Source organism: Thauera chlorobenzoica, from assembly GCF_001922305.1.
GTDB classification, from domain to species: domain Bacteria; phylum Pseudomonadota; class Gammaproteobacteria; order Burkholderiales; family Rhodocyclaceae; genus Thauera; species Thauera chlorobenzoica.
Map to the genome: position 1 here is coordinate 879,551 of NZ_CP018839.1, position 17,574 is coordinate 897,124.

The following is a 17,574-nucleotide window of genomic DNA, read 5'->3' on the forward strand; positions in this document are numbered from 1 at the left end:
GCTCAGCCCTTCACTTCGCTCTGGTCGGCGAGCTTGTGCTCCAGGTAGTGGATGCTGGTGCCGCCTTCGATGAAGCGCGGGTCGAGCATCAGGGTCTGGTGCAGCGGGATGTTGGTCTTGATCCCTTCGACCATCATCTCCGACAGCGCGATGCGCATGCGCCGGATCGCCTGGTCGCGGGTGTCGCCGTAGGCGATCAGCTTGCCGATCATCGAGTCGTAGTGCGGCGGCACGGTGTAGCCGTTGTACACGTGGGAGTCGACGCGGATGCCGGGGCCGCCGGGCGTGTGCCAGTTGCTGATGCGCCCGGGCGAGGGGGTGAACTTGAACGGGTCTTCGGCGTTGATCCGGCATTCGATCGAGTGGCCGCGGAATTCGATGTCGCGCTGGCGGAACCACAGCTTCTCGCCGGCGGCGATGCGCACCTGCGCCTGGACGATGTCGATGCCGGTGATCAGCTCGGTGACCGGGTGCTCGACCTGGACGCGGGTGTTCATCTCGATGAAGTAGAACTCGCCGTTCTCGTACAGGAACTCGAAGGTGCCGGCGCCACGGTAGCCGATGGTGCGGCAGGCTTCGGCGCAGCGTTCGCCGATCCTGGCGATCAGCTTGCGGTCGATGCCGGGGGCGGGGGCCTCCTCGATGACTTTCTGGTGGCGGCGCTGCATCGAGCAGTCGCGCTCGCCCAGGTACACCGCGTTGCCGTGCTGGTCGGCGAGCACCTGGATCTCGATATGGCGCGGGTTCTCGAGGAACTTCTCCATGTAGACGACCGGGTTGCCGAACGCCGCCTGGGCTTCGGCGCGGGTGGTGGCGACGGCGTTGAGCAGCGCCGCCTCGGTGTGCACCACGCGCATCCCGCGTCCGCCGCCGCCGCCGGCGGCCTTGATGATCACCGGATAGCCGACGGCGCGCGCGATCTTGATGGTCTCCTTCGCGTCTTCGGGCAGGGCGCCGTCCGAGCCGGGCACGCAGGGCACGCCGGCGGCCTTCATCGCGTCCTTGGCCGAGACCTTGTCGCCCATCAGGCGGATGGTGTCGGAGCGCGGGCCGATGAAAACGAAGCCGGATTGCTCGACGCGCTCGGCGAAGTCGGCGTTCTCCGACAGGAAGCCGTAGCCGGGGTGGATGGCTTCGGCGTCGGTGACCTCGGCCGCGGAGATGATCGCCGGTACGTTGAGGTAGCTCAGGCTGGACGGGGCGGGGCCGATGCACACCGACTCGTCGGCGAGGCGCACGTACTTGGCGTCGGTGTCGGCCTCGGAATGCACGGCGACGGTCTTGACGCCGAGCTCGCGGCAGGCGCGCAGGATGCGCAGGGCGATCTCGCCGCGGTTGGCAATGAGGATCTTCTCGAACATGGCCGAATCAGCCGATGACGAACAGGGGCTGGCCGTATTCGACCGGTTCGCCGTTGTCGACGAGGATCGCCTTGACCACCCCGCTGACGTCGGCTTCGATCTCGTTCATCAGCTTCATCGCTTCGATGATGCACAGGCGGTCGCCGGCGGCGACGCTCTGGCCGACGTCGGTCAGCGGCTTCGCCCCGGGGGAGCTGGCGCGGTAGAAGGTGCCGACCATCGGCGACTTGACCACATGCCCTTCGGGCAGGAGGTCGTCGCTGTCGGCGACCGGTGCCACGAGCGTGGCGCTGACGGTGGCGGCCGGCGCGGGGGCCGGCATGTGCGCGTAGTAGGCGCCGGGCACCGCCGCCGGATGCTTGGCGATGCGGACTTTTTCTTCGCCTTCGGTGACTTCCAGTTCGGAAATGCCCGATTCCTGGACGAGGTCGATGAGTTTCTTCAGCTTGCGCAGATCCATGGTTTTCTCCGGACAGGACGGCGCCGCCTGGACGGCGGTCGCGGTCGGGGATGGCTAGTGTTCTGGGTGCCGTCGGCGGGCGACGGAACGAAGGCGCGCGGCGGGCAGCTCGCAAGGCCGTGGCGGCCGGGCGCTGCCGGTGGGGCGGGAGGGGCGCGCGCCTCGCATGGGGCCTGCATCATGGCCCGGGATCGGGGCGGATCCGTCGGGCAAAACTACCGAAAAACCTTTTCCGGCGCGGTTCGGGCACGCTTTCAGGGTGGCTTCAGGTAGGCAGGTTGGGCGCTTCATGGCGGCAAGTTTGCCGCAATTGGCTGCACGTTGTCCACTTTTGGCGCATTTTGTGCGCGAATTCGGAGGGCTCAGGACGGCAGCAGTGCGCGGATTTTGCGCTCGAGTTCGTCGCGGTGCAAGGTGCCGAGCTTGATGTGGCGCACTTTGCCTTCGCGGTCGATGATGACCGTGAACGGCAGCGCGCGCGCGCTGTTGCCGAGCCCGGCGGCGAGTTCGAGCAGCTCGGGGCCGGCAATCAGCAGCGGGTAGGGCACGTTGAATTCTTCGTCGAAGGCGCGGACTTTGGCGGCGGCGTCCACGCTGATGCCGACGAACTGCACCGGGTGCGCGGCCAGGGCCTGGCTGACGGCGGAGAAGTCGGGGATTTCCTTGCGGCAGGGCGGGCACCAGGTCGCCCAGAAGTTGGCCACGATCACCTTGCCGCGCCATTGCGCCATGCCCTGCTCGACGCCAGACTCGTCGAGCAGGCGCAGGTTCAGCAGGCGGTCGACGGCGGCGCTGGAGACCCGCTCCATGCCGGGCGGGGGGGCGTGCCGGTCGCGGCTGGCGAGATAGCCGGCGACGCCGGCGGCGAAGGCGACGAGTGCGATCAGGACGAACTGGTGGCTGCGTTTCATGGGGTTTCGTTCCTTGCGCCAGAGAGCCCGGGGGCGCTGTCGAGCAGGGCTTCGACCTGGGGCAGGCGGGCCCGCTCCTGGCTGCGGCGCCCGCTGCGTTCGGCCGCCGAGGGGTAGACCGATACTTTCACCGGGACCTCGTCCCAGTCGAAGCTGAGGACGGCTTCGGGGGTGTGCGGCGCGGGGCGGCGCGGTTCGCGGTGCTCGTAGGCAAAGTCCTGGTTGAGGAAGAAAATCTCGACGTCCTTGGCGCTTTCGGGGAAAAGTTCGATCTCCAGTTCCGAATAGCGCCCGGCGGTGCCGTCGAGCGCGCCGCCGGTGAGGTAGGGGTGGAAGTCGGCGAGCAGGCGCATGACTTCGACCGCGGCGCTGCGCATCTCGAACAGGCGTTCGGGCTGCTCCTCGTCCTGGTACAGCGCCTGCCAGGCGCGCAGCTCGGTTTCGATCTCGGCGTTGTTGGGCAGGGCGTCGGCGTCGGTGGCGCCGAGCCGCTTTGCTGCCTTGCGCTTGGCGAAGCCGAAGTCGCTGATGCCGTCTTCGGCCATCATGCGTGCGGCGAGGGCGGCGATTTCGCGGCGCAGGCCGGTGCTGCGGGAGAAGTGGGCGTGTGAGGCCATGATCGCGCTCGGGTAAAATGCGCGGTCATTGTACACGGGCCGGTTTCATCCGGATGACGGCCCCTCGGAGCCCAGCGTCTCATGCACATTCACATCCTCGGCATCTGCGGCACCTTCATGGGCGGGGTCGCCCTGCTCGCGCGCGCAGCCGGCCACACCGTGACCGGCTGCGACGCCAATGTCTATCCGCCGATGAGTACCCAGCTCGAGGAGCAGGGCATCGGCCTGATCGAGGGCTACGATGTCGCCCAGCTCGAGCTGGCGCCCGACGTGTTCGTGGTCGGCAACGCGGTGGCGCGCGGCAACCCGCTGCTCGAAGCGATCCTCGACCGCGGCCTGCCTTATGTCTCCGGGCCGCAGTGGCTGGCCGAGCACGTGCTGGCCGGGCGCTGGGTGCTGGCGGTGGCGGGTACCCACGGCAAGACGACGACGACCTCGCTGCTGGCCTGGATGCTGGAGGACGCCGGACTCGCTCCGGGCTTTCTGGTCGGCGGGGTGCCGCAGAACTTCGGCGTGTCGGCGCGCCTGACCGAGTCGCCGTTCTTCGTCATCGAGGCCGACGAGTACGACACCGCGTTCTGCGACAAGCGCTCGAAGTTCGTCCATTACCGGCCGCGGACCGCGATCCTGAACAACCTCGAGTTCGACCACGCGGACATCTTCGCGGATCTGGCGGCGATCGAGACCCAGTTCCATCACCTCGTGCGCACCATCCCGGCGAGCGGGCGGATCGTCGCCAACGCCCGCGAGGACAGCCTGAAGCGGGTCATCGGGCGCGGCTGCTGGTCCGAGCTGGAGTGGTTCAACGATCCCGCGCAGTGGTCGGCGGAGGCCGGCGCGGACGAGGTGCAGGCGCTGTTCCGGCTCGCCGGCGCCGAGCTGGGGCGGGCGCAGATGCCGCTGGCAGGCAGCCATAACCGCGAGAACGCGCTCGCCGCGCTCGCCGCCGCGCGCCACGTCGGCGTCACCCCGGCGCAGGCGATCGCCAGCCTGGCGAGTTTTCGCGGCATCAAGCGCCGGCTCGAGCTGCGCGGCACGGTCGGCGGGGTGAGCGTCTACGACGACTTCGCCCATCATCCGACGGCGATCGCGCTGACCGTCGACGGCCTGCGCCGGCGCCAGAGTGGAGGGCGGATCCTGGCCGTGCTCGAGCCGCGTTCGAACACGATGAAGCTCGGGGTGATGAAGGCGCAGCTGCCGGCCAGTCTCGCCGCGGCCGACGCGGTGTTCTGCTACACCGCCGGCCTGGGCTGGGATGCCGGCGAGGCACTGGCGCCGCTGGGGGCGCGGGCGCACTGCCACGATACGCTCGACGCGCTGGTGGCCGAGGTGGTGGCGATGGCGCGCCCGGGCGATCAGGTGCTGGTGATGAGCAACGGCGGCTTCGGCGGCGTGCACCAGCGCCTGCTCGAGGCGCTGGCCGGGGGACTGGCCGGGGGACTGGCCGTGGCGTGAGCGCGCCCGGCCCGGCCGGCGTTCAGCGCTGGGCGCCGGTCGGGTTGTCGAGGCGGCGGGCTTCGTCGTCGCTGATGTACTCGAACACGCGCACCACCTTGCGCACGCCCTGGCTGGTGCGGGCGACCGCGGCCGCGGCGTCGGCTTCGGCGCGCGTCACCAGACCGAGCAGGAAGACCACGTTGGCCTCGGTCACGACCTTCACGTGGTGGGGGGAAAAGCGCTGCGCATCGACGAAGCGGGCCTTCACGTTGGAGGTGATGAGGGCGTCGTTGGCGCGTGCACTGAGGCTGGAGTGGGGGCCGACCACGACTTCGTTGACCACGCCGCGGACGTTCTCGACGCCGGCGACGAGCCCGTCGAGCTCGCCGCGCACGCCGGCGTCAGGGGCTTCGCCGGTGAGCAGGACGTTGCGGTTGTAGGAGGTGACGTTCACATGCACGGTGCCGCCGAAGCGCTGGCGGATGCGGTTCGAGACTTTCCATTCGATGCTTTCGTCTTCGACGTAGGCGCCGCCGGTGCGGCGGTCGGACACCATCGCGGCGCCGGCGCCGACGCCGGTGGCGACGATCGGGAAGCAGCCCTGGAGGAGCGGCAGCGCAGCCGCTGCGCCCAGGCCCAGCAGCAGCCGGCGGCGGCCGGCGCGAACCGGAAGGGAGTCGAGGGGGGGCGTGTCGGTTTCATCAGTCTTCCACTCCGAGTAGCAGGCAGTCGATACCGTCGCACAGGCAGTGCAGGATCAGCAAGTGCAGTTCCTGGATGCGCGCGCTGCGGTCAGCGGGGGCGGCCAGGTGGATGTCGGCCGGGCCGAGCCTTGCGGCGATGCGCCCGGCGTCGGCGCCGGTCAGCGCGATCACCCGCATGTCGCGCTCGTGGGCGGCGCCGATGGCGTCGAGGATGCGCATCGGTTCGCCGTTCGCGGCGATCGCCACGAGGACGTCGCCGGGGTGGCCGAAAACTTCGATCTGGCGCGCGAACAGGGTGCTGGTGTCGGGTTCGCCGGCGATCGGCGCGAGGGTGGAAGCGTCCGCGCTCAGCGCCATCGCGGCGAGCGAGGGGCGTTCGAGCTCGAAGCCATTGACCAGCTGGGCGGCGAAGCGGCGGGCGTCGCCGGCCGAGCCGGCTGCGCCGCAGACGAGGACCTTGCCGTTTTCCAGCAGGCTGGCGGTGATCAGCTCGACGGCGCCGGCGATCGGGGCGGCGAGCATTTCCAGCGCCTCGAGTGCGGTGCGCATGTTGTCCTCGAACTGGCGCGAGACGCGATCGATCAGGTTCATGCGGGGGAAATCATCGACAGGGCGGTCCAGTCTAGCATGCAGCCTCAACCGGCATCGAAGGCGCCGGGTAACCAGGTGATACGGCTGCGCTCGAGGGCGTCGAGGAGGACCGCGTCGAAGCGGCAGGCCGCGCCCTGGAAGCGCCGCCCCGCACCGCCCAGCCACCACTGGGCGGCGATCAGCACGCGCCGGCGCTTGCCCGCGGTGATGCTTTCGCCCGCGCCGCCGAAGCGGGCATTGCTGCGCAGGCGCACTTCGACGAACACGAGCTGGCCGCGGTCGAGGCAGATCAGGTCGAGTTCGCCGCCGCGGCAGCGCACGTTGCGGGCGAGGATGCGCAGGCCGTGTGCCGCGAGGTGTTCGGCGGCGAGCGCCTCGGCGGCGGCGCCGCGCGCTTGCGCTGGAGTCCGCGGGGAGCCGATACTGCGCGCGCCGGCCGCGGCCGCCTTGCCTGCGGGCGCCGTCGTCCCGTCCGGGTGGGTTTCCCCGGGGGGCGTTTTCGCCGTCGTCGCCACCATCTTCTTCTTCATCGCGCCTCCCTTCCGGACCCCCTTCGTCGACCCTTCGAACTCATCCATGACCGTCTCCGTGCCCCTTCCCGTCCGCCCCCTTTCTAGCACGCCGTCATTATATGTGGTGGCGACCCCGCTCGGTAACCTCCATGACATCACCTTGCGTGCGCTCGCCGTGCTGGGGGCGGTGGATGTGGTGGCGGCCGAGGACACCCGCCACAGCCAGCGCCTGCTCGATGCCTACGGCCTGAAGGTGCGGATGGTGGCGGTGCATCAGCACAACGAGCAGGCGGCGGCGGGGCCGCTGCTCGAGCTGCTCGCCGCCGGCCGCCAGGTCGCCCTGATCACCGATGCCGGCACCCCGGCGGTGTCCGACCCCGGCGCCCGCCTCGTCGCCCGGGTGCGCGCGGCCGGCCATCCGGTGGTGCCGCTGCCGGGGCCGTGCGCGGCGGTTGCGGCGCTGTCGGTATCGGGCTTCGCCGAGGGCGGCTTTCGCTTCGTCGGGTTCTTGCCGGCCCGCCCCGGGGCGCGGGTCGCGGCGCTCGCAGCCTTGCGCGACGAGGCTGCGGCGCTGGTGTTCTACGAGGCGCCGCACCGCATCGTCGAGTGTGTCGCCGATCTGCTGGCGGTGTTCGGCGGCGCCCGCGAACTGCTGATCGCGCGCGAGCTGACCAAGCTCCACGAGCAGACCGTGCGCCTGCCGCTGGCCGAAGTCGGGGTGTGGTTCGCGGCCGATCCGAACCGGGTGCGCGGCGAGTTCGTCCTGGTGCTGGCGGGAGCGCAGGCGGAGGCGGGGCTGAGCGCGGAAGCCGAGCGTGTGCTCGGCTTGCTGCTCGCCGAGTTGCCACTGAAGAGCGCGGCGCGGCTGGCGGCGGAGATCACCGGGGCGGGGCGCAAGCTGCTGTACGCGCGGGCGCTGGAGATCCGCGGCGAGGAAGACGCGTGAGCGGGGCGCGCGGAGCGAGGGCGGGTGGCGGTGACGGTCGCCTCCGCGGCGGGGCTTTCGCGTGCACGGTGGCGGTCGATCCGCCGCAGCGGGAAGCGCCTATAATCGGCACGCTGTCACGAGGACCCGCTCCATGCAATCGATTACCCTGATCCGCCCCGACGACTGGCATCTGCACGTGCGCGACGACGCCGCGCTCGCTGCGGTGGTGCCGCACACCGCGGCGCGCTTCGGCCGCGCCCTGATCATGCCCAACCTGAAGCCGCCGGTGACGACCACCGCGCAGGCGCTGGCCTACCGCGAACGCATCCTCGCCGCGGTCCCCGGCGCGGCGTTCGAGCCGCTGATGAGCCTGTACCTCACCGACAACCTGGCGCCGGACGAGATCGACCGCGCCCGGGCGAGCGGCCGGATCGTCGCCTGCAAGCTCTACCCGGCCGGGGCGACGACCAATTCCGACGCCGGTGTCACCGCGGTGGAGAAGATCCACCCGGTGCTCGAGCGCATGGAAAAGCTCGGCATGGTGTTGTGCGTGCATGGCGAGGCGACCGCCGCGGAGGTCGATGTCTTCGACCGCGAGCGGGTCTTCATCGAGCGCACGCTGTCGCCGCTGGTGCGCCATTTTCCCGGGCTGAAGGTGGTATTCGAGCACATCACCACCGCCGAGGCAGCCCAGTTCGTGCGCGCTGCCGGGGCCAACGTCGCCGCCACCGTGACCGCGCACCACCTGCTGCTCAACCGCAACGCGCTCTTTGCCGGCGGCATCCGCCCGCACCATTACTGCCTGCCGGTGCTCAAGCGCGAAACCCATCGCCAGGCGCTGGTGGCGGCGGCGACTTCGGGCAATCCGCGCTTTTTCCTCGGCACCGATTCCGCCCCCCATGCGCGCAGCACCAAGGAGAACGCCTGCGGCTGTGCCGGCTGCTACACCGCCCACGCCGGCATCGAGCTGTATGCCGAGGTGTTCGACGCCGCGGGGGCGCTCGACCGCCTCGAGTCCTTCGCCAGCCTCAACGGCCCGGCGTTCTACGGCCTCGCTCCGAATTCGACCACGATCACGCTGCAGCGGGAGGAATGGACCGTCCCGCCCGCCTACCCCTATCTCGCAGAGGACCCGCTGGTTCCGCTGCGCGCCGGGGAGCGGGTGAAGTGGAAGCTCGTCGGCGCATGAGCCGGTGAGCCGGGTGGTATGCGCCGTGGCGGGCGCGGACAGGTGGCCGCAGTGTGTGGTGGGGCCGTCTGTCCGTGTCCGCCGCGGCGTTTCGGGCCGGCCTGGAGGACGGGCCGGCGTTTCAAGGAGAGGGGAGAATACAAAAATGAATACAAATACAACGTGTAATGGGCTGGTCAAGGCGGGGTATTTCGCGCAAGGAGGGGGCGGTGCGGCGGCACGGCCGCAACGGCGAAAGGCCGTGCGCTGGCACCCGCTGGGGGCCGGGCTGTGGCTGCTGGGGCGGCTGCACTGGCTGGGCAAGTTCGCCGTGGTGTCGGTCGCCGCGCTCGCCGCCTCGATCGGTGGCGCGCTGGGCGGGCTGCCTGTCGCACTGACCGGTGCTGCGGTGCTGTTCTACCTGCTTGCGGCGCTGTGCATGGGGCAGGCCGAGGCGCTGAAGCAGTTGCGCCAGGCGATGGAGCGGACCGCTGCCGGCGACCTTCGAGCGCATACCCGTGTCGATGCCCGCGACGAACTGGGCGAGCTGTCCGGCCTGCTCGAGCGGATGGTCGAGTCCCTGTCCGCGGTCGTCGCCGACATCCGCAGCAATGCCGCGCTCGTCGCCCATGCCGGCCGCAGCCTGACCGTCGACAGCCGCGCCCTGTCCGAGCGCACCGAGGAGCAGGCCGCGAGCCTGGGGCAGACCGCCGCGAGCGTGGAGGAAATCTCCAGCACGGTGCAAAGCAATGCCCACACCGCCCGTGAAGCGGATCAGCGCACCACCCGGGTCAGCGCCGCGGTCGATGCCGGCGCCGAGGCGATGGAAAGCGCGGTGCGCTCGGTGGAGGTGATCCAGCAGGATGCGCGACGGATGAACGAGATCATCGGGGTGATCGACTCGATTGCCTTCCAGACCAACATCCTCGCCCTCAACGCCTCGGTCGAGGCTGCGCGCGCGGGCGAGCAGGGCCGGGGGTTCGCCGTCGTCGCTGGCGAAGTGCGCAACCTCGCGCAGCGCTCGGCCGAAGCCGCACGCGAGATCCGGCAATTGATCAAGACGTCGGTGCAGCAGGTGGAGCGCAGTGTCGAACTGATCCGCCACGCCGGAGACGGGATCGCGCAGATGGCTGCGGGCATTCATGGCGTGGCCGCGAGCATGAGCGAGATTTCCCATTCCAGCGGCGAGCAGAGCACGGGGCTGCGCGAGATCAGCACCGCGGTGCAGCAACTCGACCGCATCACCCAGGACAATGCGCACATGGTGAGCGCCGCGGTGCAGCATGCGGAGGCCCTGGAGGGGCGTGCGGCCACGCTCACTCATGCGGTGGCCGCATTCCGGCTGCAGCAGGGCACGGCCGATGAGGCGGTGGCGCTGGTCGAGCGGGCCGAGGCGCTGTGGCGCAGCGGCATCGGCCGCGAGCGCTTCCTGCACGCGATCACCGACCGGGACCAGCCTTATCACGACCGCGACATGTACCTGTTCGTGCTTGATGCGCAAGGCACCTACCTGGCTTTCGGCGGCAATCCGGGCAAGGTCGGCTCCCGGGTGAGGGACATTCCCGGAGTTGACGTCGAACGCCTGGTCGGCGACATCGTGGCGCAGGCCGAGCGCGGCCCGGGCTGGGTCGAGTACGACATCACCAACCCGGTGTCGGGCGTGGTGCAGACGAAGATGTCCTACGTCTGCAAGGCGGAGGACGATCTGTACTTCGGTTGTGGCGTGTACAAGGTGTTCACCGGTCGCGGCTGAGTCCCCGGAGGCTGCTTTCTCCGGCCTGGCGATGACAGGGGGCGACGGCGGCCGTTCCGCCCGCGCGATGTGCGTATAATCGATGCGGGAAGTTCGCCAGGCAGTCGCTGCGCAGCATGTCGTGCGTGGAGGAAAGTCCGGGCCCTGCAGAGCAGGATGCCGGCTAACGGCCGGGCGCCGTGAGGCGACGGAAAGTGCAACAGAGAGCAGACCGCCGATGGCTCGGACTTTGGTGCCGCAAGGCGCCAAAGTCCATATTGAAGAGTTCGCTCTTCAATGGAGATCAGGCAAGGGTGAAACGGTGGGGTAAGAGCCCACCGCAGGACTGGCAACAGGACTGGCACGGTAAACCCCATCCGGGGCAAGGCCAAATAGGGGAGCATCGGCGTGGCTCGCGCCGCTCCCGGGTAGGCTGCTAGAGCGCCGCGGCAACGCGGCGCCCAGAGGAATGACTGCCCGATGCTGCCGGTTCGCGCCGGCGGCGTTCGACAGAACCCGGCTTATCGGCGAACTTCCCCCATCTCTCTTCCTCGACGTTTCTCCCCCGGTTTTCCCATTTCCCGTCTTCATTTCCCACTTCCCCCCACCCCTCGCGAGGTGGGCTGCCCGCGTTCGCGTGAAATTTGAGCTTGCGGCGCTATATCCATTGATTTTTCAGGGATTATTTACCCCTTTGGTCTTTCATCTAAGTTGTTGTGTCATAAAGAAATTCTGACAAATCGATGTTGACCGGGTATTTCCTTTGAACTAAAGTGGGTTCCAGTGGAGAAAAGTGGGAGAAAGTGTCGTTCGGATGCTTTCCCGGCACCGTCAGGGGGGACGATGTTCCAAGGAGCCGCAGCGCTCAATCTCGATGCCAAGGGTCGCCTCGCGATCCCTGCGCGGCATCGTGACGCCCTCGCGGTGGAGGCTGGCCAGGTGGTGCTCACCGCCCACCCGCACGGCTGCCTGCTCGTCTATCCGGTGCCGGCCTGGGTGCCGATCCGCGACAAGGTCCTCGCTGCGCCAGGGCTCGATCCGATGTCGGCGATGCTCAAGCGCCTGCTCGTCGGTTTTGCTCAGGAAGAAGCGCTCGATGCCGCGGGGCGGGTGCTGGTCGCCCCCTCGCTGCGCCAGTTCGCCAAGCTCGAGAAACAGGTCTGGCTGGTCGGCCAGGGCAGCCATTTCGAGCTGTGGTCCGACGCCGGCTGGCAGCAGCAGCAGCAGGCGATGCTCGATCTGGTCAACACCGGCCTGCCGCCGGGTTTCGAGAGCCTGGCGCTGTGAATACCGTTCATCACCACGTCACCGTCCTGCTCGACGAAGCCGTCGATGCACTCGCCATCCGGGGCGACGGCATCTATGTCGATGGCACCTTCGGGCGCGGCGGCCACAGCCGCGCCGTGCTCGCGCGCCTGGGGGCGGCGGGGCGGCTGATCGCCTTCGACCGCGACCCGGCGGCGATCGAAGCCGGGCAGGCGCTGGGCGATCCGCGGCTGACCCTGGTGCACGCCCCGTTCAGCGATCTCGACGAGACCCTCGGGCGGTTGGGGGTGGCGCGGGTGGACGGCGTGCTGCTCGATCTGGGGGTTTCGTCCCCGCAGCTGGACGACGCCGCGCGCGGCATGAGTTTTCGCTTCGATGCGCCGCTCGACATGCGCATGGATACGAGCCGCGGGCACACCGCGGCGGAATGGCTGGCGGAAGCCTCCGTCGGCCAGATCACGGAGGTCATCAGGGATTATGGAGAGGAACGGTTTGCTCATGCGATTGCAAAGGCGCTTGCAGCTGCTCGGACAGGGGGGGCTGTTGCGACCACTGGACAGCTTGCCGCGATCGTGGAAAAAGCGGTCCGCACACGCGAGCCGGGGCAGCACCCGGCGACACGCACCTTCCAGGCTCTACGGATTTTCATCAATCAGGAGCTCGAGGAGCTGAGCCGGGTGCTGCCGGCCTGCGTCGATCGGCTGGGTGCCGGCGGCCGCCTGGTGGTGATCAGCTTCCACTCCCTCGAGGACCGCATCGTCAAGCGCTTCATGCGTGACGCATCGCGCCCCCCGGTGCTGCCGCGCCGTCTGCCGGTGCGTGCTGCCGATCTGCCGGCACCCCGCCTGAAGCTGGTGGGACGGGCGCTGCGGCCGGGCGAAGCCGAGGTCGCGGCGAACCCGCGCGCGCGCAGCGCGGTGATGCGGGTCGCCGAGCGCACCGGGGCGGCGCCATGATCCGCGCCGACGCGGTGCTTGTGGCCCTGGTCGTGGCCAGTGCGCTGGGCGTGGTGTCGGCTCAGCACCAGGCGCGCAAGCTGCATGTCGAGCACGAACGCGAGCAGGCGCGCGCGCGCGCCCTGGAAGTGGAATGGGGCCAGTTGCAACTCGAACAAAGCACCTGGGCGGCGCATGGACGCGTCGAGTCGCTCGCCCGCGACCGGCTGGGGATGCGTGCGCCGACGCCCGGCCAGGTGCTGGTGGTGGAGCCGCAATCATGAAAAATCAGCGTACCGTCACCTTCAATCACAATCCGCTGCTCAAGCACGCGCTGCCGGCCTGGCGCGCGCGCGTAGTGATGCTCGGGCTGATGGCCTGCTCGGTCGCGCTCGGCGGGCGGGCGCTCTATCTGCAGGGCGTGAACAACGACTTCCTCCAGGCCAAGGGCGAGTCGCGCTATGCGCGCACCCTCGAGGTCTCCGCCACCCGGGGGCGGATCACCGACCGCCACGGCAACGTGCTCGCAGTCAGCACGCCGGTGCGCTCGGTATGGGCCCTGCCCGCGGATGTGCGGCTGGAGCCGGCGCAGGCGCGGGAGCTGGCGCGGCTGCTGGAAATCGACATCAACGAGCTCAATGCCAAGCTCGGGTCGAGCCGCGACTTCGTCTACCTGAAGCGCCAGCTCGTCCCCGAAGTGGCGCAGCAGATTGCCGAACTCGGGCTGGCAGGCATCCACCAGCAGCCGGAATATCGCCGCTACTACCCGGGCGGCGAAGTGATGGCTCACATCCTCGGTTTCACCGACATCGAGGACAAGGGGCAGGAAGGGATCGAGCTCGCGTTCGAGAAACAGCTCGCCGGCCGTCCCGGGCTGCGCCGGGTGATCAAGGACCGGCGCGGCCAGATTGTCGAGGACGTGGAAGCGATCCGCCCGCCGCGCGACGGCGATGACGTGGCGCTGTCGATCGACGGCAAGATCCAGTACCTCGCCTGGTCGGCGCTGCGCGATGCGATGCAGCAGCACAAGGCCGGTGCCGGGGCGGTCGTGGTGCTCGATGCGCAGAGCGGCGAAGTGCTGGCGCTGGCCAATGCGCCGACCTTCAACCCCAACAACCGCGCCAATCTGAGTGGCGCCCAGCTGCGCAACCGGGTGTTTACCGACAGCTTCGAACCCGGCTCGGTGATGAAGCCCTTCATCGCCGCGCTCGCCCTGGAGAAAGGCAAGGTCAAGCCGGGTACCATGATCGACACCGGCAACGGCCGGCTGACGATCGGTTCGGCGACGATTTCCGATACCAAGCGCCACGGCCCGATCACCGTGTCCCAGGTGGTGCAGAAGTCGTCGAACATCGGCACGGTCAAGCTCGCGCAGCAGTTCGCGGCCGACGAGATGTGGCAGCTGTTCGATCAGCTCGGCTTCGGCGCGCCGCTCGACCTCGGCTTCCCCGGCGAGACCGCGGGCCGGGTGCGGCCGGCGAAGACCTGGCGGCCGATCGAGCAGGCGACCATGTCCTATGGCCACGGCATCGCGGTGAGCCTGATCCAGATGGCGCGGGCCTACCTCGTGTTCGCCCGCGACGGCGAACTGCTGCCCCTGTCGCTGACCCGCCTCGAGCGCGCTCCGGCGCCGGGGCGCAAGGTCTTTTCGGCGCAGACTGCGCGCGAGGTCCGGGCGATGCTCGAACTGGCCGCCGGCCCCCAGGGCACCGCGCCGCGCGCCCAGGTGGCCGGGTATACCGTGGCCGGCAAGACCGGAACCGCGCACAAGCTCGAAGGCGGGCGCTATGCCAGGAAGTACGTTTCGTCCTTTGTCGGCTTCGCCCCGGCCTCGAATCCGCGCATCGTGGTCGCGGTGATGATCGACGAGCCTTCGGCCGGCCAGCACTACGGCGGCGCGGTTGCCGCACCGGTGTTCGCGCGCCTGGTCGAAGGCTCGCTGCGCACCCTCGGGGTGGCCCCCGACATGCCGATCGCACCGTTGCATATCGCGCGCAAACCGACCGACGAGGCCGGGGACGGCAGGCCTGCGCGGGAGAGCATGTGAGCGCCGGACCGGTCCAGGAAATCCTTGCCCGCCTGCGCCAGGCCGGCGTCGTGCCGCAGGGGATCGGTGCGGATTCGCGCACCCTCGCACCGGGAGAAGTGTTCGCCGCCTGGCCCGGATTTCGCACCGACGGCCGTCGCCACATTGCCGATGCCATCGCCCGCGGGGCGGGAGCGGTGCTGTGGGAAAGCGGCGACGGCTTCGACCCCGGAGCGCTGCCCCTGCCCTCGCTCGCGGTCGCCGGCCTGAAAGAGCTTGCCGGTCCGCTCGCCGACGAGATCTACGACCGGCCTTCGGCGGCGCTGTGGGTGGCGGGCGTCACCGGCACCAACGGCAAGACCACGGTGAGCCAGATGCTCGCCGGCGCGCTGAGCGGGCTCGGCGCGCGCTGCGGCATCATCGGCACCCTCGGCTGCGGCTTTCCCGACGCGCTCGAGGCGGCGCTCAACACCACGCCCGACGCGCTCGAACTGCAGCGCTGGCTGGCGCGTTTCCGCGCCGGCGGGGCGGTGGCGGCGGCGATGGAAGTGTCCTCGATCGGGCTCGACCAGGGGCGGGTCAATGGGGTGCGCTTCGACCTCGCGATCTTCACCAACCTGAGCCGCGACCACCTCGACTACCATGGCTCGATGGACGCTTACGGTGAGTCCAAGGCGCGCCTGTTCGCGATCCCCGGGGTCGACACCTGCGTGATCAACATCGACGACCCGTTCGGAATGATGCTGGCGCGGCGCCTGGCGGGCGAAGGGCGCGACGTCATCGCCTGCACCTTGCGTGCGGACCATGCCGGCGCGGTCGCGGGCGCCCGCGTGCTGCTTGCCGACCGCCTCCAGGCGGGGCCGGCCGGTCTGCGCTTCATGCTGCACTGGGGCGGCCGCGAGGCCGATCTCGCGGTGCCCGTGGTGGCGCCCTTCAACGTTGCGAACCTGCTCGCGGTCGGTGCCGCGCTGCTCGCGCGCGGGGTGGCGTTCGAAACCGTGGCGTCGCAACTGGTGCGCCTGACCCCGCCCGCCGGGCGGATGCAGGTGGTGGGCGGCGAGCGCGAGCCGCTGCTGATCATCGATTACGCGCATTCGCCGGATGCGCTGGCGAAAGTGCTGGAAGCCCTGCGCGGCACGGTGCGGATGCGCGGCGGGCGGCTGGTATGCGTGTTCGGCTGCGGCGGCGACCGCGACGCCGGCAAGCGCGCGCTGATGGGCGAGGTGGCGCGCACCCTCGCCGACCGTATCGTCATCACCAGCGACAACCCGCGCAGCGAAGACCCGCTCGCGATCATCGCGGCGATCGCCGCGGGCAGCGGCGCGCAGGCCGAACAGGTGGTCGACCGGGCGCAGGCGATCCGCATCGCGGTCGGCGAAGCCGGCGCCGCCGACGTCGTCCTGATCGCGGGCAAGGGGCACGAGCCCTATCAGGAAATCCTCGGGCAGCGGCTGCCGTTCTCCGATCTGGAGCAGGCCCGACTCGCTCTCCAGGCCTGGCATGCGGAGGGGCGCAAGCAATGATGACGGTGCATGAGGCGGTGCGGGCGCTGGCCGCCCATCAGGCGCGCGCCCAGGGGGAGGCGCGCTTCGAATGCGTCGGCAGCGACAGCCGGGCGCTGGTTCCCGGGCAGCTGTTCGTCGCCTTGCGCGGAGAGCGCTTCGACGGTCACGACTTCGTCGCCGAAGCCGCAGCGCAGGGCGCCGCGGCGGCGCTGGTCGATGCCGAGTGGGCTGGCGGGCAGGCGCTCGCGCCGTTGCCGCTGATCGTCGTGGACGACACCCGGCGCGCGCTCGGTACCCTGGCGGCGAGCTGGCGTGCGCGCTTTGCGCTGCCGCTGGTAGGGGTGACCGGGAGCAACGGCAAGACCACGGTGAAGGAAATGTGCGCGGCGATCCTGCGCGCCCAGGCGCGTCGCGACGGCTTCGGCGACGACAGCGTGCTTGCCACCCGCGGCAATCTGAACAACGACATCGGCCTGCCGTTGACCCTGCTCGAACTGCGCGATTTCCACCGCGCGGCGGTGATCGAGATGGGGATGAACCGTCCCGGCGAAATCGCCTACCTGAGTACGCTCGCGCAGCCCACCGTGGCGATCGTCACCAACGCCCAGCGTGCCCACCTGCAGGGCCTTGGCTCGGTCGAGGAGGTCGCCCGCGAAAAGGGGGCGATCTATCAGGGCCTGGGGGCGACCGGGGTCGCCGTAATCAACGCCGACGACCCGCACGCCGGCGAGTGGGGCGCGGTCAACGCCGGGCGCCGGATTGTGACATTCGGTATCGAGCAGGCGGCCGATGTGCGCGGGCAGTGTACCCTGCGCGGCCTCGGCTCCAGCCTCGAACTCGACACCCCCGCCGGGCGGCTCGGTTTCGCCCTGCAGGTGCCGGGCGTGCATAACGCGCGCAACGCTGTCGGGGCGGCCGCCGTCTGCCTCGCCGCGGGCGTTTCGCCCGAAGCGGTGGCCGACGGGCTGGCCGGGTTCACCGGCGCGCGCGGTCGCCTGCAGCAGCGCAGTGGCCCGTGCGGCGCCCTGATCCTGGACGACACCTACAACGCCAACCCGGATTCGGTGCGTGCCGCCATCGACGTCCTCGCGTCGCTTCCCGGCCATACCTGGCTGGTGCTCGGCGACATGGGGGAAGTCGGTGGGATCAGCGCCCAGGTGCATGACGAGATCGGCGGCTACGCCAAGAGCAAGGGCGTCGACGGCCTGTTCGCGCTGGGCGAGATGAGCGCGATCGCGGTGCGCAATTTCGGCGACGGCGGGCATCACTTCGCCTCTGCCGAAGCGCTCGTCAAGGCGCTCGTTGCGCGCCTCGACGCAGATTCGGTGGTACTGGTGAAAGGCTCGAGGTTCATGCGCATGGAAAGAGTGGCGGATGCGCTTGCGGCAATGCACAATTCCGCCCCTTCAACGTAACCGGCT

16 protein-coding genes, 1 other RNA gene and 3 pseudogenes are annotated in these 17,574 nt (G+C 69.7%); 13 read left to right on the forward strand and 7 right to left on the reverse strand.

Annotated elements, in window-relative coordinates; all coding sequences use genetic code 11:
- Positions 1-2: 2 nt before the first annotated feature.
- The 4 genes from accC to Tchl_RS04225 form a co-directional block, all read right to left on the reverse strand.
- On the reverse strand, positions 3-1,361 hold the full coding sequence (gene accC / locus Tchl_RS04210) for an acetyl-CoA carboxylase biotin carboxylase subunit (RefSeq protein ID WP_075147293.1): 1,359 nt from the start codon (positions 1,359-1,361) through the stop codon (positions 3-5).
- Positions 1,362-1,368: 7 nt separating this feature from the next.
- Positions 1,369-1,821, reverse strand: coding sequence for an acetyl-CoA carboxylase biotin carboxyl carrier protein (accB, locus tag Tchl_RS04215; RefSeq protein ID WP_075147294.1), 453 nt, complete (start codon positions 1,819-1,821; stop codon positions 1,369-1,371).
- A gap of 362 nt (positions 1,822-2,183) precedes the next feature.
- Positions 2,184-2,732, reverse strand: coding sequence for a TlpA family protein disulfide reductase (locus Tchl_RS04220; RefSeq protein WP_075147295.1), 549 nt, complete (start codon positions 2,730-2,732; stop codon positions 2,184-2,186).
- Entirely contained in the window at positions 2,729-3,349 is a 621-nt protein-coding gene (locus Tchl_RS04225; RefSeq protein WP_075149567.1) for a hypothetical protein, read from the reverse strand. The genes Tchl_RS04220 and Tchl_RS04225 overlap by 4 nt, the downstream gene beginning before the upstream one ends.
- An 81-nt stretch (positions 3,350-3,430) precedes the next feature.
- On the opposite strand from Tchl_RS04225, the gene mpl reads away from it, so the two are divergent.
- Positions 3,431-4,804, forward strand: coding sequence for a UDP-N-acetylmuramate:L-alanyl-gamma-D-glutamyl-meso-diaminopimelate ligase (mpl, locus tag Tchl_RS04230; protein ID WP_075147296.1), 1,374 nt, complete (start codon positions 3,431-3,433; stop codon positions 4,802-4,804).
- Positions 4,805-4,826: 22 nt separating this feature from the next.
- Here the strand turns inward: mpl and Tchl_RS04235 are convergent, their stop codons facing one another.
- From Tchl_RS04235 to Tchl_RS04245, 3 genes are read right to left on the reverse strand one after another with little or no spacing between them, the layout of a single operon-like run.
- On the reverse strand, positions 4,827-5,432 hold the full coding sequence (locus Tchl_RS04235; RefSeq protein ID WP_075147297.1) for a BON domain-containing protein: 606 nt from the start codon (positions 5,430-5,432) through the stop codon (positions 4,827-4,829).
- A gap of 55 nt (positions 5,433-5,487) precedes the next feature.
- Positions 5,488-6,081 (reverse strand): SIS domain-containing protein, encoded by a 594-nt coding sequence (locus Tchl_RS04240; protein ID WP_075147298.1) that lies wholly within the window; start codon positions 6,079-6,081, stop codon positions 5,488-5,490.
- 44 nt (positions 6,082-6,125) lie between these two features.
- Positions 6,126-6,599: a YraN family protein gene (locus Tchl_RS04245; protein ID WP_075149568.1), complete on the reverse strand. Its 474-nt coding sequence runs from the start codon at positions 6,597-6,599 to the stop codon at positions 6,126-6,128.
- A gap of 58 nt (positions 6,600-6,657) precedes the next feature.
- Here Tchl_RS04245 and rsmI point away from each other — a divergent pair, with 58 nt between their 5' ends.
- From rsmI to Tchl_RS04295, 12 genes and pseudogenes are all read left to right on the forward strand, one after another.
- On the forward strand, positions 6,658-7,539 hold the full coding sequence (gene rsmI / locus Tchl_RS04250; protein ID WP_075147299.1) for a 16S rRNA (cytidine(1402)-2'-O)-methyltransferase: 882 nt from the start codon (positions 6,658-6,660) through the stop codon (positions 7,537-7,539).
- A gap of 133 nt (positions 7,540-7,672) precedes the next feature.
- Complete coding sequence (gene pyrC, locus Tchl_RS04255; protein ID WP_075147300.1) at positions 7,673-8,710, forward strand: dihydroorotase; 1,038 nt, start codon at positions 7,673-7,675, stop codon at positions 8,708-8,710.
- A gap of 418 nt (positions 8,711-9,128) precedes the next feature.
- Positions 9,129-9,263, forward strand: a pseudogene (locus Tchl_RS18370) (HAMP domain-containing protein); the annotation flags it as partial.
- Positions 9,258-9,875: pseudogene (locus Tchl_RS18375) on the forward strand (methyl-accepting chemotaxis protein); the annotation flags it as partial. The pseudogenes Tchl_RS18370 and Tchl_RS18375, both read left to right, overlap by 6 nt.
- 276 nt (positions 9,876-10,151) lie before the next feature.
- Positions 10,152-10,442, forward strand: a pseudogene (locus Tchl_RS18380) (cache domain-containing protein); the annotation flags it as partial.
- Between the two features lie 88 nt (positions 10,443-10,530).
- Positions 10,531-10,961: RNase P RNA component class A (gene rnpB, locus Tchl_RS04265), an RNA gene on the forward strand.
- 303 nt (positions 10,962-11,264) lie between these two features.
- On the forward strand, positions 11,265-11,708 hold the full coding sequence (gene mraZ, locus Tchl_RS04270) for a division/cell wall cluster transcriptional repressor MraZ (RefSeq protein ID WP_075147302.1): 444 nt from the start codon (positions 11,265-11,267) through the stop codon (positions 11,706-11,708).
- Positions 11,705-12,643 carry a 16S rRNA (cytosine(1402)-N(4))-methyltransferase RsmH gene (rsmH, locus tag Tchl_RS04275; protein WP_075147303.1) on the forward strand — a complete coding sequence of 313 codons (939 nt, stop codon included), beginning with the start codon at positions 11,705-11,707 and terminating at the stop codon, positions 12,641-12,643. Before mraZ ends, rsmH begins: the two co-directional genes overlap by 4 nt.
- Positions 12,640-12,906, forward strand: a complete 267-nt coding sequence (gene ftsL, locus Tchl_RS04280) for a cell division protein FtsL (RefSeq protein ID WP_075147304.1) — start codon at positions 12,640-12,642, stop codon at positions 12,904-12,906. The genes rsmH and ftsL overlap by 4 nt, the downstream gene beginning before the upstream one ends.
- Positions 12,903-14,669: a peptidoglycan D,D-transpeptidase FtsI family protein gene (locus Tchl_RS04285; protein WP_075147305.1), complete on the forward strand. Its 1,767-nt coding sequence runs from the start codon at positions 12,903-12,905 to the stop codon at positions 14,667-14,669. The genes ftsL and Tchl_RS04285 overlap by 4 nt, the downstream gene beginning before the upstream one ends.
- Entirely contained in the window at positions 14,666-16,171 is a 1,506-nt protein-coding gene (locus Tchl_RS04290) for a UDP-N-acetylmuramoyl-L-alanyl-D-glutamate--2,6-diaminopimelate ligase (RefSeq protein WP_075147306.1), read from the forward strand. The genes Tchl_RS04285 and Tchl_RS04290 overlap by 4 nt, the downstream gene beginning before the upstream one ends.
- Positions 16,168-17,568 carry a UDP-N-acetylmuramoyl-tripeptide--D-alanyl-D-alanine ligase gene (locus Tchl_RS04295; protein WP_075147307.1) on the forward strand — a complete coding sequence of 467 codons (1,401 nt, stop codon included), beginning with the start codon at positions 16,168-16,170 and terminating at the stop codon, positions 17,566-17,568. Before Tchl_RS04290 ends, Tchl_RS04295 begins: the two co-directional genes overlap by 4 nt.
- Positions 17,569-17,574 lie beyond the last annotated feature (6 nt).